This is a genomic window from Candidatus Tectomicrobia bacterium (assembly GCA_016192135.1).
Taxonomy (GTDB): domain Bacteria; phylum UBA8248; class UBA8248; order UBA8248; family UBA8248; genus 2-12-FULL-69-37.
The window spans coordinates 105259-120681 of sequence record JACPUR010000019.1; the positions used below are offsets into that span (position 1 = coordinate 105259).

At 66.3% G+C, this 15423-nt stretch carries 17 protein-coding genes; 12 read left to right on the plus strand and 5 right to left on the minus strand.

Annotation, left to right across the window (positions count from 1 at the left end; translation table 11 throughout):
- Nucleotides 1-57: 57 nt before the first annotated feature.
- Entirely contained in the window at nt 58-1008 is a 951-nt protein-coding gene (locus tag HYZ11_09175; GenBank protein ID MBI3127761.1) for a DUF3800 domain-containing protein, read from the minus strand.
- A 148-nt stretch (nt 1009-1156) separates the two neighbouring features.
- Here HYZ11_09175 and HYZ11_09180 point away from each other — a divergent pair, with 148 nt between their 5' ends.
- From HYZ11_09180 to HYZ11_09195, 4 genes are all read left to right on the plus strand, one after another.
- Nucleotides 1157-2035, plus strand: a complete 879-nt coding sequence (locus HYZ11_09180) for a carbon-nitrogen hydrolase (protein ID MBI3127762.1) — start codon at nt 1157-1159, stop codon at nt 2033-2035.
- A gap of 252 nt (nt 2036-2287) precedes the next feature.
- Complete coding sequence (locus HYZ11_09185; protein MBI3127763.1) at nt 2288-4099, plus strand: HAMP domain-containing protein; 1812 nt, start codon at nt 2288-2290, stop codon at nt 4097-4099.
- Nucleotides 4100-4456: a response regulator gene (locus HYZ11_09190; GenBank protein MBI3127764.1), complete on the plus strand. Its 357-nt coding sequence runs from the start codon at nt 4100-4102 to the stop codon at nt 4454-4456.
- A gap of 127 nt (nt 4457-4583) precedes the next feature.
- Nucleotides 4584-4991 carry a GNAT family N-acetyltransferase gene (locus HYZ11_09195; GenBank protein MBI3127765.1) on the plus strand — a complete coding sequence of 136 codons (408 nt, stop codon included), beginning with the start codon at nt 4584-4586 and terminating at the stop codon, nt 4989-4991.
- Between the two features lies 1 nt (nt 4992).
- Here HYZ11_09195 and HYZ11_09200 read toward each other — a convergent pair whose 3' ends face one another.
- From HYZ11_09200 to HYZ11_09210, 3 genes are all read right to left on the minus strand, one after another.
- Nucleotides 4993-5385: a VOC family protein gene (locus HYZ11_09200; protein ID MBI3127766.1), complete on the minus strand. Its 393-nt coding sequence runs from the start codon at nt 5383-5385 to the stop codon at nt 4993-4995.
- 118 nt (nt 5386-5503) lie between these two features.
- Nucleotides 5504-7045: a hypothetical protein gene (locus HYZ11_09205; protein MBI3127767.1), complete on the minus strand. Its 1542-nt coding sequence runs from the start codon at nt 7043-7045 to the stop codon at nt 5504-5506.
- A gap of 99 nt (nt 7046-7144) precedes the next feature.
- Complete coding sequence (locus tag HYZ11_09210; GenBank protein ID MBI3127768.1) at nt 7145-7537, minus strand: VOC family protein; 393 nt, start codon at nt 7535-7537, stop codon at nt 7145-7147.
- A gap of 122 nt (nt 7538-7659) precedes the next feature.
- Here HYZ11_09210 and HYZ11_09215 point away from each other — a divergent pair, with 122 nt between their 5' ends.
- The 6 genes from HYZ11_09215 to HYZ11_09240 all read left to right on the plus strand — a co-directional run bounded on the left by HYZ11_09215 (nt 7660) and on the right by HYZ11_09240 (nt 13018).
- On the plus strand, nt 7660-8547 hold the full coding sequence (locus tag HYZ11_09215; protein ID MBI3127769.1) for an NAD+ synthase: 888 nt from the start codon (nt 7660-7662) through the stop codon (nt 8545-8547).
- A gap of 301 nt (nt 8548-8848) precedes the next feature.
- Nucleotides 8849-9304 (plus strand): thioredoxin-dependent thiol peroxidase, encoded by a 456-nt coding sequence (bcp, locus tag HYZ11_09220; protein MBI3127770.1) that lies wholly within the window; start codon nt 8849-8851, stop codon nt 9302-9304.
- A gap of 26 nt (nt 9305-9330) precedes the next feature.
- A complete protein-coding gene (locus HYZ11_09225; GenBank protein ID MBI3127771.1) occupies nt 9331-9813 on the plus strand; it encodes a hypothetical protein in 483 nt (160 codons plus the stop codon).
- A 328-nt stretch (nt 9814-10141) separates the two neighbouring features.
- Complete coding sequence (locus HYZ11_09230) at nt 10142-10612, plus strand: OsmC family protein (protein ID MBI3127772.1); 471 nt, start codon at nt 10142-10144, stop codon at nt 10610-10612.
- Between the two features lie 13 nt (nt 10613-10625).
- On the plus strand, nt 10626-11543 hold the full coding sequence (locus HYZ11_09235; protein MBI3127773.1) for a c-type cytochrome: 918 nt from the start codon (nt 10626-10628) through the stop codon (nt 11541-11543).
- A 20-nt stretch (nt 11544-11563) separates the two neighbouring features.
- Nucleotides 11564-13018 carry a hypothetical protein gene (locus tag HYZ11_09240; GenBank protein MBI3127774.1) on the plus strand — a complete coding sequence of 485 codons (1455 nt, stop codon included), beginning with the start codon at nt 11564-11566 and terminating at the stop codon, nt 13016-13018.
- Between the two features lie 22 nt (nt 13019-13040).
- Here HYZ11_09240 and HYZ11_09245 read toward each other — a convergent pair whose 3' ends face one another.
- Nucleotides 13041-13322 carry a HigA family addiction module antidote protein gene (locus HYZ11_09245; protein ID MBI3127775.1) on the minus strand — a complete coding sequence of 94 codons (282 nt, stop codon included), beginning with the start codon at nt 13320-13322 and terminating at the stop codon, nt 13041-13043.
- Nucleotides 13323-13474: 152 nt separating this feature from the next.
- Between HYZ11_09245 and HYZ11_09250 the strand changes: the two genes are divergently transcribed.
- Nucleotides 13475-13975 carry a DUF2939 domain-containing protein gene (locus HYZ11_09250; protein ID MBI3127776.1) on the plus strand — a complete coding sequence of 167 codons (501 nt, stop codon included), beginning with the start codon at nt 13475-13477 and terminating at the stop codon, nt 13973-13975.
- 92 nt (nt 13976-14067) lie between these two features.
- On the plus strand, nt 14068-15408 hold the full coding sequence (locus HYZ11_09255) for a Fic family protein (protein ID MBI3127777.1): 1341 nt from the start codon (nt 14068-14070) through the stop codon (nt 15406-15408).
- Nucleotides 15409-15423: the final 15 nt, after the last annotated feature.

Sequence of the window (15423 nt, forward strand, 5' to 3'; positions counted from 1 at the left end):
TGACCTCCCGGGACTATTTTTAGTAACGGAGGCTTTGGTGGTGCCAAAAGGCGCGCCTTAGCCTTTTTCTTTTCCTAGAGGCAGATCCCCCTGCTGAGGTTTTTTTCGCAACCCTTCGATGAAGTCCTGAACCTTTTCCTCTTTTGGCCTTAGATCATCAATATAGCTGAATCCAAATATCGGCCATTCCCGGCCATCCTCTTCGGAATAGCGCCGGGCAAAGAATCTCATCTCTTCCACTCTCTTGCCATAGGGTTCCATCTCGGGCCGGGTCGGTTCTCTCATGCCCGGAATTCTCAGACCCCAATTCAAACAGTAGGCGCAGATATCGGCGATTTGGGTCGCTGTAGTCAGATCGGACATAACAAAGAACGGCTCGGGGATAATACGGGAACTTCGCGCACGGCCTCTGATGGTTTCAGAGAAATAATGACTCATCTGGTCGCCGAGAAGTTTGCATTTGGTCTTTTCGAATTCATCAAACACGACGATTCCGCGTTCGTCTGGTTGTTGCGTTTCAAGAAAATAGAAAAATCTCTGGAATAAATATGAATAGTCCTTCCTCAAAAAATTCCCGGAGGGAACCTTTGCATCCCGCGACACAATGGAGGCAAATGCGACGACCTGGTGGGCTTGGCAAAGATCGAAGACCTTGTGGACAAAAGCAATCTTCGCTTGTCCATAGGCAGCAAACTCCATCCGGGAGCCCTTGTTTTCCTTGCGCTGCCCTTTTTCCAGAAATGACAGGACGAGTTTGGTTCGTTCATCAAGGGCAATGGGCTCTGCGGATGTGGCCAACCGGAAGGTTTTCCGCTTGAGAAGTTTCTTTCCCTTGAATTCGTCGTCGGTGCTCTTCAGGGGCATTCCAAAGTATTCTTTTTCGGCGGATCGAATAGCCTGTATAAGGTTCCACAGCTGCAATTCCTTGATGGCCACGCCGCATAGGACATTATACGGCGTACCATCAGGGCCGACGCCCGAGAGGCTTTCGTCCACGAAGAAAAGCATCGTTTCCTCCTTTGAGAGGAAGTTATCTATTTTCCTTGAATCCGGCAATTGATCTCCGCCGGGCCGCCGACGCTTCAATCTTCACCCCGGATGTGCTAGAGATTTCCCTTCCGCGATTCGGGCGGCTCCAATCCGACGGGAGACCCGCATGAAGTTCCTGGCCGCGCTGGCCCAGATCGGCCCCACCCTCGGGAACCTCGAGGCGAACTTCGCGATGTTCGAGGCGTCCGTCCGGAGCGCGAGGCGCAAGGGGGCGGAGCTGCTCGTCTTCCCGGAGCTCTCCCTGACGGGGTATTTCCTGAAGGACATGGTGCCCGACGTGGCCGAGCGGCCGGGCGGGGAGCTCCTCAAGCGCGTGGCCGCGCTGAGCGAGGAGGTGGCGCTCGTGGTGGGCTTCGTCGAGGAGTCGGCGCGCCACGCCTTCTACAACGCGGCGGCCTACTTCGAGGGCGGCAAGCTCGTCCATCTCCACCGCAAGATCTACCTCCCCACCTACGGCCTCTTCGACGAGCACCGCTACGTGGGGGCGGGGAGCCAGATGCGCGCCTTCGAGACGCGCTTCGGGCGGGCGGCCATCCTGGTCTGCGAGGACGCCTGGCACCCCAGCCTGGCCTACGTCGCCGCGCTGGACGGGGCGGACCTCCTCTTCGTGCCCTCGGCCAGCCCGGCGCGGGGCCCCCACCGCCGGAAGGGGGCGGGCCCGGCCCCGGGCAAGGGGGCCACCCTCTCCATCCAGCGCACCTGGCAGTCCCTCACCCGCGCCTACGCGACCGCCTTCAACCAGTACGTCTTCTTCGCCAACCGGGTGGGCTACGAGGACGGCATCCACTTCTGGGGGGGCTCGGAGGTCATCGCCCCCTCGGGCGAGGCCGCCGCCTCGGCCCCCCTCGGGAAGCCCCACCTCCTCCTCGCAGGGGTGGACACGGCCGAGGTGCGCCGCTCCCGCGTCGCCTCCCCCACCCTGCGCGACGAGAACCCGATCCTCGTCCTCCGCGAGCTCCGCCGCATCGAAGCCCGAAAAGAGTAGCTCCGCGCCCGGTAGAAACCGCCGGCTCAGGCAGGATTATTTGTTTATTTATTAATCCGCCTCAATCAAATTGAGAATGTGCGTGATTTTTTCACGAAATGTGATCTGGATCACATTTCGGAGGCTCCGCCCGGCATAGATTTAATGTTACGTTATCTTTGCTAGACAAAAAAGCGGATGCAAGTTCGAGGACCGGGCAGTCTGATTTGGCCTTGCCCGGCAGGGCCGCGGCCGGATCGGAGGGACGGAGGGGTGCCACCATTGCTGGGGGAGCGGGCGACGCAGCGGTTCGCCCGCCTAGGCCTCCGCGCCCGCCTCCTGATGCTGGTGGGGGCCGCCCTCGTCCCGGCCCTGGGCGTCATCCTCTACAGCGGGCTCAAGCACCGCGCCACCGAGATCGCCGGCGCCCGGGAGCGCGCCAGCCACCTCGTCCGGGCGGTTTCCGCCGGACACGAGGAGGCGATCCTCCAAACCCGCCTTCTCCTGGACATGCTGTCCCGGCTCCCCGAGGTCCGAGGCAAGGACGCCCCGGCCTGCTCCGCCCTCTTCGCCGGCCTCATCAAGCGCTTCCCCCGCTACCTCAACCTCGGCGTGGCCGGGCCGGACGGCCTCATCTGGTGCAGCGGCCTCCCGATGGCGCAGCCGGTGGACGCCTCCCACCGGGAGTATTTCCGCAGGGCCATGGCTACGGGAGGCTTCGCCTCCGGGGGATACCAGATCGGCACCATCACGCAGAGGCCCTCCATCAATTTCGGCCAGGCGTACTACGGCGCCTCGCCGGGCATCGAGGGCGTGATGTTCGCCGCCCTGGATCTGGCGTGGCTGGCGGGGGCGGCGGACCGGGTGCTCCTTCCTCCGGGCGGCCAGTTCGCCCTGGTGGATCGGGAGGGGCGGGCCCTGGCGCGCATCCCCGAAACCCAGGTCGGCGAGAGGCTCGCCCACGCTCCCTTCATCCAGCGGATGGCGGCGGAGGGAAGGACCGTCGCCGAGCGGACGGGCAAAGACGGCGTCCGCTGGCTCACCGCCCTCGCGAGGACGGGGGCGCGGATCGACGGAATCTACGCTGTGGTGGACATCCCGCTGCCCGCCGCGCTGGAGGAGGCGAACCGGGTCTTCCTGCGCAGCCTCCTGGCCCTGGGCTTCATCGCCCTCCTCGCCTTCGCGGCCGCTTGGGCCGGAGGGGAGTGGTTCGTCCGCCGGCCGATCGGCAGCCTCCTCGCCGGCGCCCGCCGCATGGCGGCGGGCGACCTGAAGGCGCGCACCGGGCTCCCCCACGAGGGCACCGAGCTGAACCGCCTGGCCGGGGCCTTCGACCGCATGGCTGATTCCCTTGAGGCGTCGGCAAAGGAGAACCAGCGGAACCAGGATATCGTCTTCCGATCCGAAAAACTCTCCACCATGGGGGTGCTGCTGGCGGGGGCGACCCATGAGATACTGAACCCGGCGAACATCATCGGCCTGCACGCCCAGCGGCTCATCCGGGACAACGCGGAGGGAAGCATGGAGCACAAGTCCGGCGAGGTCATGTGGGCGAGCGTCCAGCGGATCACCGACATCTGCGGCGGGCTTCGGCGCTTCTCCCGCGACGACGCGCCGAAATCCGAGCCGATCGCCCCCAGCCAGGTCGCGGACGACTGCCTCCAGCTCCTGGCGCACAAGCTCCGGCTGGCCAGCGTGCGGGTGGAGCGGGAGTTCGAGGACGGGGAGGCGAGGGTCCTGGGGGACCGGAACCGCTTCATGCAGATCTTCCTCAACCTCATCTCGAACGCCGTGGACGCCATGCCGGGGAGCGGCACCCTGACCGTCCGGACCTCCGTCGTGGAGGAGGAGGGGCGGCGCTGGTGGGAGGGCCGCTTCCTGGACACCGGCGCCGGCATTCCGGCCGAGGTCATGCTGAAGATCTTCGAGCCCTTCTTCACCACCAAGCCCGAGGACCAGGGGACGGGCCTGGGGCTTCCCGTCTCCCGCCAGATCGCCGAGGCCCACGGCGGCAGGCTGTGGGCCGAGAGCCCGCCGGGGATGGGAGCGGTCTTCGTGGTCCGGTTCCCGCTGGCGGAGGGTTAGGTGCGCATCCTGGTGGTGGACGACGAAGCCTTCCTCCGGGAGTTCCTCGCGGAGGAGCTCGCCCGGCTCGGCCATGAGATGGTGGCCGCCTCCACCGCTCCCGAGGCGCTGGCCGAACTCGAGCACCTGCCGCCGGACCTGATTCTCCTCGACCTCAGGATGCCCGGCATGGACGGGGTGGACGCCCTGCGGAAGCTGCGGGACCGGAAGGCCCGCGCCCCCATCATCGTCCTGACCGCCCGCCGCAACCCGGAGACGATCGCCCACGCCAAGAGCCTGGGCGCCTGCGAGGTGCTGTTCAAGCCCGTGGACCTGAGCCAGCTCTTCGAGATCGTGAAGCGGAAGCTGGGGGGCTAGCGGGCGGATTGTCTGCGCAGGAGCCTCACCCCCCGCCCTTGGTTTCTGTCGTAGCCCAGGCAAGAATAGCCTCCGGTTCAGCGGAGCGACGGAGGGGTGTTTGTGCGGGAGGGGTGGGAAAGGGAGCATGATCCGGCAAGGAAATCATAACGACATCCAGGCGATCCGGAGATTGATGGAGGGAGAGCCCGGTTTTTGGCGGGAGGACTGGTCGGACGATACCCTCGCCCGGGGCATCGAGGCGGCGCGGGGGCTCGCCTTCGTCTGGGAGGAAGAAGAGAATATCCTCGGCTTCGCCTGCGGCCACGACTTGGGATTTCGGGGCTACCTGAGCGAACTCATCGTGGGGAGGAGCGCGAGGGGCCGGGGGATCGGAAGAGCACTCGTCGAGCGGATTCAGGAAGGGCTGGCCTCCCGCGGCTGCCCCACCCTCATCGCCGACGTCTGGCGCGACGCGGCTTCTTTCTATGGGAAGCTCGGCTGGGGGCCGCCCGACGCGGTGCTGCTCAGGAAGCGGCTCGGCGGCGCCGCCTAGCTCAGCCCTTCTTCGGCTCGAATATCTCGACGAGGACGCCGTCCGGCGCCTCGAGGAAGAACCCCCGGCCCGAGGGCAGGTGGAAGAGAGGCTCGGCGAAGAGGGCTCCCTTCGCCTCCGCGTCCCGCAGCGCCTCGTCCAGGTCGTCCACCGCCAGGCAGATGTGGTTGAAGCCGTAGTGGGCGTTGGCCGGGGCGGGGGCGTGGCGCTCGCCCGCGCGGGAGGCGCGGATGTTGAGGAGGGCCTCCCCCACCATGAGGCGGACGTTGCGGGCGCCGCGCAGGTCGGCGTCGGCGGTGATGCGGGCGCCCAGGTGCTTCACGTACCAGGCCGCCGCCCCGGCCGGGTCCGGGCTGGCGAGGTGGATGTGGTGGTAGCCGCCGACGATGCGCATGGGACTCTCCCCCCTTGTTCCGCCTGGATGGGCGCGAAGAGGGCGTTATCGGGCCGCCTGACGAAGGCGCCCCCTCGCCCGCCGGAGGCCCCCTGCGGGGGGCCTCCGGCGGGGCGGGCTACTTCGCGGTGATCTCCCAGGGGTAGATCTTCTCGTCGTGGCGCGCGGCGAAGTTCAGGCGCTTGTCGTAGGCGTAGACGTCGTGGATCCGGAAGAAGGGGGTGACGAGCGCCCGCTCCTTGAAGATGTCGATGATCTTGCCGAAGGCCGCGTTCTGGTCCTCGAGGTCGGGGTGGCGGGCCGCCTTGTCGATCGCCGCGTCTAGCTCCTTGTCGCAGTAGTAGCTCCAGGCGCCCTTGCAGCCCGCGAAGGCCCGCATGATGCCGGCCGGGTCGTTCGCGGAGTTGCCGAAGCCCTGGTAGAGGAGGACGGGCTCCATCTTTTCGTAATCCTTCTTGCCTACCTTGTCGATGTAAGCCCGGCGGAGCCTGGTGTACAGGGGGTAGTTCATGGGTTTGCAGGTGGCGTCGATGCCGATCGCCTTGAGCATCCCGGGCAGGGCCTCGCAGGTCTCCTTGTCGCCCGGGTAGCGCCCGATGGCCGTGTGGATGGTGATCTTGAAGCCGTTGGGGTACTTGGAGGCCTTCATCAGGGCCTTGGCCTTTTCCGGGTCGTAGGGGTACCACTGTCTCTTCGGATCGTAGCCCGCGTAGGTCCAGGGGTGGTAGATCTGGCCCATGGGCTCGGCCAGCCCGCCCAGGATGGTCTTGCGGATCTTCTCGAAGTCGACGGCGTGGTTGATGGCCAGGAGCACGTTCCGGTCGGCCAAGGGGCCGATGCCGTGGCTGTAGTTGAGGTACATGAGGCGGACACCGGGGACGGCGGCCACCGCCTTCTTCGGGTTGGCCCGGACCTGCTCGATCAGGTGGGGCGGGACGCCCGACATGACGTCCACCTCATCCGCGAGCAGGGCCTTGACGCGGGTGGTCGGCTCGACGATGCGGCGGAGGATCACGGTCTTCGGCAGGTCGGGGTATTTCGCCCTGCCCCACCAGTTGGGGTTGGCCTCGAAGACCATCCGCTGGGCCTTCTCCCACGACTTGAGGATGTAGGGGCCCGAGCCGTGGCTGGTCTGCGCGAAGACGGCGAGCGGCTTCCCCTTCGTGTTGGGGTTGACGATGAGCCCCCACGTGGCGAGCCGGTCCAGCAGCCCGTTGTCGACCCCCTTGCTGTGCCAGATGAAGGTGTGGTCGTCGAGGACCTCGATGCCCTTGTACTCCCTGAAATAGGCGGCCTGCCGGCTCTTGGTCTCGGGGGCCACGATGGTGTCGATGGAATATTTCACCGCCGCGGCGGTGACCGGCGTCCCGTCGGCGAACTTGGCGTCCTTGCGGAGCCAGAACTTCGTCTGCGTGGGGCCGAGCTTCTCCCACTTCTCCGCGAGCCAGGGGCCGATCTTCCCGGTGCCCGTCTCGGCGGAGACGAGGGTGTCGTAGGCCCACCGCCAGACGATGGTCCCGATGAAGTTCGACTCCGTCAGGGGGTGCATGGTGGGCGTCTCGCTGGGCAGGACGATGGTGACTTTCTCCAGCGGGGCCGCCTGGGCCTGCGCCCCCCACGCGAGCATGAATGCGCACAAAATCGCTGAAAGAAACCGCATGGCCATCTTCCTTCCTCCATGAGAAACGCGGCCTTCCCCGAGGCCTCGCACTCCTCTATTTGGGATGCCGCCATTCTAGCACGAAATCCCCGCCCCCCCTCAGGCCGTGATGAGCTCGATGGGCATCTTGTCCGGCCCCTCGATGAAGGCGGCGAACTTGCCGCTCACGTGCTGGGGCATCTCCTGGAGCACGTTCACCCCGCCCTTGCGCATCTCCGCGAGCAGGCCCTTGAGGTCCTCCACCACGAAGCAGAAGTGATGGATGCCGTAGCCCTTGGGCCGGGGGCCGTCCGCCTCGGTGAGGCCGTCCGGGGGCCGGGGGGTGCGCACGCTCAGGGTGGCGTCCCCGATGCGCATGACGAGGTTGCGCGCCCCGCCCGGGTGCTGCTCGGCCACCACCTGGCCCCCGAACCAGCGCTCGAACCACTGGGCCACCGCGTCTGGGTCCCGGCTGATCATGTGGACGTGATGAAACGCGCCGACAACCGCCATGCCTCTCCCTCCCGAGACCGAAAAAGCTGCCGCGCCGCGGCCGGGTCCCCTGGGGCCCGCCGCCGCCCGGGGGCCGGCTCCCGGCGCCGTTGCCAGGAGGAGCCCGGCCCTGCATGATGAGAATGGATGGAGGGTACCACGTGAGCCGGGACGGGAAAAAGCGAATCGGGGACCCGGCGCGGGAGGTACTGGCCGAGCTCGAGCTCGAGGAGCGCCTCACGGTGGACCTCCTCGCGGGCTTCCTGCGCGACGAGGTGATCAAGGTCGGGGTGCGCAAGCTCGTGCTCGGCCTCTCGGGGGGGATCGACAGCGCCCTCTCGGCCTTCCTCGCGGCCCGTGCGATGGGTCCCGGGAACGTCACGGGCGTGGTCATGCCCTACCGGACCTCCAGCCCCCAGAGCGAAAGGGACGCCCGCGCCGTCGCCGAGGCCAGCGGCATCCAGCTCAAGATCGTGGACATCAGCCCCCAGGTGGACGCTTACTTCGAGCGCTTCCCGGACGCCGACCGCCTGCGCCGGGGCAACAAGATGGCCCGCGAGCGCATGACCATCCTCTACGACCACTCCGCCCTGCTCGGGGCGCTCGTGGTGGGCACCTCCAACAAGACCGAACTCATGCTCGGCTACGGCACCCTCCACGGCGACATGGCCAGCGCCGTGAATCCCATCGGCGACCTTTTCAAGACCCAGGTGCGCCAGCTCGCCCGCTGGATCGGCGTGCCGGCCGCGGTGGTGGACAAGGCGCCCAGCGCGGACCTCTGGGTCGGCCAGACCGACGAGCAGGAGCTCGGCTACACCTACGAAGAGGCCGACGCCGTCCTCTACCGCATGGTCGACTGCCGCTGGGGCCGCTCCGAGCTGCTCGCGGCCGGCTTCCCCGAGAACCTGGTGGACGGCATCCGGCGCCTCGTGCAGCGCAGCCAGTACAAGCGCCGGCTCCCGCTCATCGCCAAGATCAGCCACCGCACCATCGACCGCGACTTCCGCTACGCCCGCGACTGGGGGGTGTAGGAAAGCCGCGGCCTCCGCGGAATTTCCGGGGGCGGATGGCGGTCACTTTGGAACCTTTCTGGCAGCGCTCGTGTGGAAACCGGCCTCTCCCCCTCCCCGGCCCTCCCCCCATCGGGGGGAGGCAGGGCGGGGGAGGGGCTGGAACCGCAGCGGGAGGCTCTTATCATCCCGCTCCCCCCGCTCCCAGGCGAACTGGCCCACTGCCGGGGGCTTGAGGAAAATCGCTCCCCTATGGCACGATATGAAACACGGCCTATCCAGGAATCGTCCGGCGGTCCCCCTGCGCGGAGGAAGGATTGGAATGGCCCTCAAGGAAGGAAGCTCCGCACCAGACTTCAAGCTGAAGGACGGCACGGAGCGCCTGCATCGCCTTTCCCAGTACCGCGGCCGCAAGGTGATCCTCTACTTCTACCCCAAGGACGACACCCCCGGCTGCACCGTCGAGGCGCGGGGGTTCAACGCCTGCCTCAAGGAGATCGAGCGGAAGCAGGCCGTCGTGCTGGGCGTCAGCCCGGACGACGCGGCCAGTCACCGCAGGTTCTGCGAAAAGCTCTCCCTCGGTTTCCCCCTGCTCTCGGACCCCGAGGGCAAGGTGGCCGCGAAGTACGGCGCCTACGGCGAGAAGACCCTCTACGGGCGCACCTTCATGGGCGTCTACCGCACCACCTACGTCATCGATGAAAAGGGCCGCATCGCGAAGGTCTTCGAGAACGTGAAGGTCGAGGGCCACTGCCAGGCGGTGCTCGAGGCCCTCTGACATCCATGCCGCCGGGAGGACTGGCCATGCGCCTTCCAGGCCGTCTTCTTCCTGCGGCGCGGCTCGCCTCCGCCGCAATCCTGGCCGCCCTCCTCTTGCCCTCCCCCCTGTGGGCCGACGGCATCGACCTCGAGCCCGAGCCCTCCTATGGGGACGTCCTCCTCCTCTACGGCAAGGGGCTGGGCGCCCGGGCGCCCCTCTGGCGCTGCGAGCCCGCGCGCAAGGTCGTCTGCGAAAAGGAGGGCTGCGCGGAGGGGAAGGACCGGACCTGGGTGTCCCTCGACTTCCCCCGGGGCGCCTACCGCCGCTGCGACCGCAAGGGGTGCGAAACCCTCGCCATGACCCACCGCGTGAGCGGCATCTACACCCTGATCGAGCCGAAGGAGGGCGGGGGCTTCCTCCGGGCCGTGAACGACGGGAGCGAGTATGTCGAGGCCTGGGGCGAGAAGACCGGCGCCGCCCTCGCCTTCGGCGCCTGCGTCCCCGCCGGGAGCCCCCTCGCGCCGTAGTTTTTGTTCTTGGTGATGGCGTTCGGATCCCATTGATCATGGGTTTCACGGTCAGGGCCCGGCGGTTCTTCCCGCCCAGGGCCCCGCTCTTTTTTCGGGCATTCCTGGCGTGCGGCGGCTTGCGGGCCGGTATAGAATCCTCCGTTGCGAAAGATGGAGAGCAGGCGCTGGGTCCCGGCCGGGACATCGGCCCGCCCTCAGCCCTTTAGGTTCACGCGCATTCGCCTTCCTGGGCATCCGGGGGGCGGGGAGGGAATGCGTCCGGCCCCTGGCCGGTTAGCGGGGGTGAGCCGCGAATTCCGCTTTCTTTTTTCCGGAGGAGTGCAGCATGTCGATCCGACCGAAGGAGCTTCCCGAAAAGACGGACAACTGGGCCGAGGCCGACTTCAAGGGCCACGCCAAGAGCGTCGTGACGGTCAAGAGCGGCCACACCCTCGTCGTGGACGAGCCGAAGCGGCTCGGCGGCACGGACGAGGGGCCCTCCCCGACGGGCTACCTCGCCGTCTCCCTGGCCGGCTGCACGGCGGTCATCCTGGAGCGCTGCGCCAAGGACGCCAAGCTCGAGGTCGAGTCGCTCCGCGTGAAGTCCACCATCGTCTACAGCCCGCGCGGCATCGCCGGGGAGGAGGGCTACCCCGCCCAGCCCACCGAGGCGGCGAGCGAGGTGTGGCTCCGCATCCAGGCCACCCCGGCCCAGGTGGAGGCGCTCAAGAAGGATTACTTCCGCCGCTGCCCCGTCTATAACCTGTTCAAGGCCTCCGGCTGCAAGATGACGGACATCTGGCGCGTGAACGAGTAGGAGGAACGTCTTCATGCGAAAGTTCATCCGCACCGCCTTCCTCTGGGGAGGGTTCGTCCTGGGCGCGGCTCTCGCGGCGGCTCCCACCGCCGGCCAGCACGCCCCGCATGGTTCGAGCCCGCTGCCCAAGGCCCCCGCCCCGGAGGAGCCTCCCATCCGCAGGACCATGGAGGAGCTCCACAAGAGCGGGGGGGTGCCCTCCGGCTGGAAGTTCCAGGTCCCGCCCGGGGACGCCAAGGCGGGGCGCGAGGCCTTCGAGAATTTCGAGTGCTATGCCTGCCACAACGTGCAGGGGGAGAAGTTCCCCCGGCGCGATCCCAAGCCCGCCGAGAAGGGCCCCGACCTCACCGGGATGGGGGCGAACCACCCGGCGGAGTACCTCTTCGAGTCCATCCTCCATCCCAACCGGGTCATCGTGAGCGACCCGGGCTTCACCGCGAAGGACGGCCTCTCCATCATGCCGAGCTACAACCTGGCGCTCACCCTCGAGGACGCCGTGAACCTCACGGCCTATCTCATGAGCCTGACGGGCGGCGGGCACCCCTCCGGGGGCGGGCACGGCGGCGGCCATTCGCAGGGCGGCGGGCAGGTGCAGGCCGCCGCGCCTCCGGCCGCGCCGGACGGGGCGGCGAAGGGGCCCTTCACGGAATTCCAGGTGAGGGGCGGCAAGCTGGCCTCGGGGCCCAAGGTCCTGCGGGTGAAGCAGGGCGACGCCGTGCGCCTGCGCTTCCACGCGGATAAGGAGACGCAAATCCACCTGCACGGCTACAACGTCGAGCGCAAGGCCGGGCCGGGCGCCCCGGCGGAGATGGTGTTCCGCGCCCGGGCGGCGGGGCGCTTCCCGGCCGAGGCGCACGCCGGGAGCGATGGCGGCGGCCACGGCCACGGCGCCGCCGCCACGCTGTTCCATCTCGAGGTGCATCCGCGCTGAGGCGCATGGAGGGGGGGGCGGTGCGAATCTTGCGGGGATGGCGGGCGGCGGCGGGCGGGGCGGCCCTCGTGCTCGTGCGTCCCGCGCCCGCTCTCGCCCACGCGTTCGAGCGGCGCTACGACCTGCCCATGCCGCTCGACATGTTCCTGCTGGGAGCCGGGCTGGCGGTGGCGCTCTCGTTCGCGGTGATGGGGCTCTTCGTCCGGAGCGGCGGCGGGCGGGCCGCCTTTCCGCGCTACAACCTCCTCAGGCTGGGGCCGGTCCGCCTCCTCGCCCATCCCTGGGCGCTCCTCGCGGTGCGCGCCTTCGCGGCGGGGGTGTTCCTCCTCGCGATCGCCGCGGGCTTCCTGGGGGAGCAGAACCCGCTTCGCAACCTCATCGTCACCCTCGCATGGATCGTCTGGTGGGTGGGGCTCGCCTACGCGTGCGCCCTCTTCGGTAACGCCTGGGCCCTCCTGAATCCCTGGGACACCCTGTTCGCCGGGGCCGAGGGCCTCTGGCGCCGCGCCACGGGAAAGAACCTCTCCCTCGGCATCCCCCTGCCCGGCTGGGTGGGGGCGTGGCCCGCCGCGGCGCTCTTCCTCTGGTTCGCCTGGGGGGAGCTCGCCTGGCGGGACAACCACATCCCGGCGAGCCTCGCCTTCGCGGCCTCCGTCTATTCCCTCATCACCTGGTTGGGGATGGCCCTCTTCGGCCGGGAGGAGTGGCTGCGGCGGGGGGAGGCCTTCTCGGCGGTGTTCGGGCTCATCGGGCGCTTCGGGATCACCGAGGGCCGGACGGGGCCGGGCGGCCGGGAGTGGAACCTCCGCCCGCCCGCCGCGGGCCTGCTCCAGAAGGAAGCGCCCCATCCCTCCGAGGTGGCGCTGGTGCTCGCGCTCCTCTCGACCGTCACCTTCGACGGCTTCGGCGAGACGGTCCAGTGGGAGCTCCTCCGCACCCGGCTCTACGACCTCTTCGGCTGGATGGAGGCGCGGGCCGCCTTCCAGGCCACGGACGCCTTCGCGCTCTTCGCCACCCCCGTCATCTTCTTCGCGGTGTACGCGGCCTTCGCCGGGCTCATGCGCCTCGCGGCGGGGAGCGGAATCTCGACCGGTGGGCTCATCCGCCGTTTCGCCTACTCCCTCGTCCCCATCGCCGTCGGCTACCACCTCGCCCACTACTTCTCCTACCTCGTCATCCAGGGGCAGCGCATCCTCCCCCTGGCCTCGGACCCCTTCGGCTGGGGCTGGGACCTCCTCGGGTGGGCTTCCTACCAGGTGGACATCGGCATCGTGGACGCGCGGATCGCCTGGAACGTCTCCCTCGCCGCCATCGTGCTCGGGCACATCTTCGCGGTGTACCTCGCCCACATGGTGGCGCTCGAGGCCTACCCGGACCACCGCCGCGCGCTCCGGAGCCAGTACCCCATGCTGGCCCTCATGGTGGGCTACACCATGGTGAGCCTCTGGATCATCGCCCAGCCGATCGTGAATTGAAGGGGGGGATTTCCGGCCGGGCCTACGCCACCCGCTTGACCTTGATCTTGCGGGCGCGCTGCTTGGCGTGCCAGAGGTCGTAATCCATCTGCATGCCCAGCCAGACTTCCGGGGTGCTGCCGAAGGCCTTGGAGAGCCGGATGGCCATCTCGGGCGAGATGCCGGACTTGCCGTTGACCAGGTTGTTCAGGGCCTGGCGGGTCACCCCGAGGACCTTCGCCCCCTCGGTGACGGTGAGGCCGAGGGGCTCCAAACACTCATGCCGGACAAATCCACCGGGATGAGGCGGATCGTACATGGGCATGGTCGGCCCCCCTTCGGCGAATAGCAACATACAGCCTGATTCAGGCGCGACAAGCGTCGCTTGTCAAGTAAAGCCGAAAAAGGACGAGAGAAACACGGGCCCGAGGCTACGCTATAATGTCTCCGGCCGCGCCGCCGGGGAAAGGCGCCTCCATGTCCCTCCGCAGGACGGTCCCGCTCCTCATCGCCGGAATCATCTTCACCGCCGCCGCGCTCGTCTATCTCTCGCCCTACGCCGCCGTCACCCGGATGGAGCGCGCCGTCCGGGAGAAGGACGCGGCCGCGCTCTCCCGCTACGTGAACTTCCCCGCGCTGCGCGAGAACCTGAAGTCCCAGGCCGGGGCAGTCCTGGGCCAGGCCGAAGAGAAGGGACGGGACGACTTCATCGCCCCCTTCCTGTTGTCGCTGGCGGCGCGCCTGACGGGCCTCACGGTGGACGCCCTGGTCACCCCCGAGGGCCTGGAACTCTGGCTGCGCCACTGGACGCCCGAGCGGACCGAGGAGGTGGAGGCCTCCAGGCGCCACGAGAGCCCGGACCGCTTCGCCGTGCGCGTCCGGGAGAGGGCGCGGCCCGGCCGGGAGATTGTCCTGGTCTTGCGGCGGGACGGGCTGGTGTCCTGGCGACTCTCCGAGGTGCGGCTGCCGAAAAGGTGAGGCAAGGTATTCGCCTCAAGATTTTGTGCTTATTTGGAACTTGCCCCCCAAGACAATGTGCTCATGTAACATATTGATTTAATTTACATAAAATGAAGATCCTTCCCGGGTTGGCTCGACTTGCTTACATAGCCAATTTCTTATGTAAGTTTTCTCTGTTTTATTTACATTGTCACGGATTTGGGCTAAATTATCGAGGGAAATTTACATCTTTGGCGGGTGGGAAAGGAAAGCAATTGAAGCGGCCCAACACAGGCGTGGGATTTCGGGGGGGACGTTATATCCGGCAACCCGCCGGATATAGCGCATTTATTCCTTCTCCTCTTCCTCCGACGCCGCCGCTTCGCCTAGAAAATGAACTGCAACTTTTATTGTCTAAGGCTGACCGGGCACTGGCAAGGTTGGATGGCGTGGGCTCGATTCTGCCAGACCCGGAGCGGTTCATCTCAGCATATGGCTTGAAGGAAGCGCTGCTAAGTTCTCAGATTGAGGGGACCCAAGCTTCCTTGACAGATGTGCTGGAAGCGGAAGTCGTAGAGCCAACCCGCGAACGAAGAATGGACGTAATGGAGGTGGTCAATTACACACGGGCTCTCCGTTATGGATTGGAGAGGGTGAAAACCCTTCCGCTATCGCTTAGGCTGATATGCGAGATTCATGGCCTCCTTTTGGAGGGAGTCCGGGGTTCGGGCAGCGGTCGAGGCGAATTCCGGCGGAGCCAGAATTGGATTGGACCAGAAGGATGCACACTCGCAGAAGCAGCATATGTGCCCCCCCCAGTTCATGAGATGAAAGAGGCTCTTCATGATTTCGAGGGATACATCCGTGAAAATCAATCCGATCCACCCCTCATTCGTTGCGCCCTTGCACATGCCCAGTTTGAGACGATCCATCCATTTATCGATGGGAACGGTCGCATGGGTCGTCTCTTAATCGCGTTCATGCTGTGTCAACAAAATGTCCTGGAACGGCCTCTCTTGTACCTAAGTTATTATTTTAAACGGAAACGGGATGAGTATTACCGGATGCTTATGGTCACAAGAGAGCAGGGCGACTGGGAGGGATGGGTACGTTTCTTCCTTGATGGTGTTGTGGAAACCGCAGAGCAAGCGGCCATGACAGCCAGGGCAATCGTCCGCATGAGGCAAGACCATGAAAAAATGCTTTCCTTGCCCCGGCTCAAGAGCAAGCATTCTTTGCCGCTTCTTCAGTTCTTGTTCGAGAGGCCGATCGTTACGGCTCCTCTGGTTGCTAACATGCTTAAAGTCTCTCATCAAACGGCGATAGAACTGTGCAGGCGGTTCGCCGAATCAGGATTGCTGCGGGAATTGCCGGGTCGAAAGCGTAATCGCTCTTTTGTATATCAACCCTACTTGGAGATCTTGCGAGAAGGCACCGATCCCATTCGTTCGGCGCGGCCTTCTCAGGCATGACCGAAGGATTGCTAA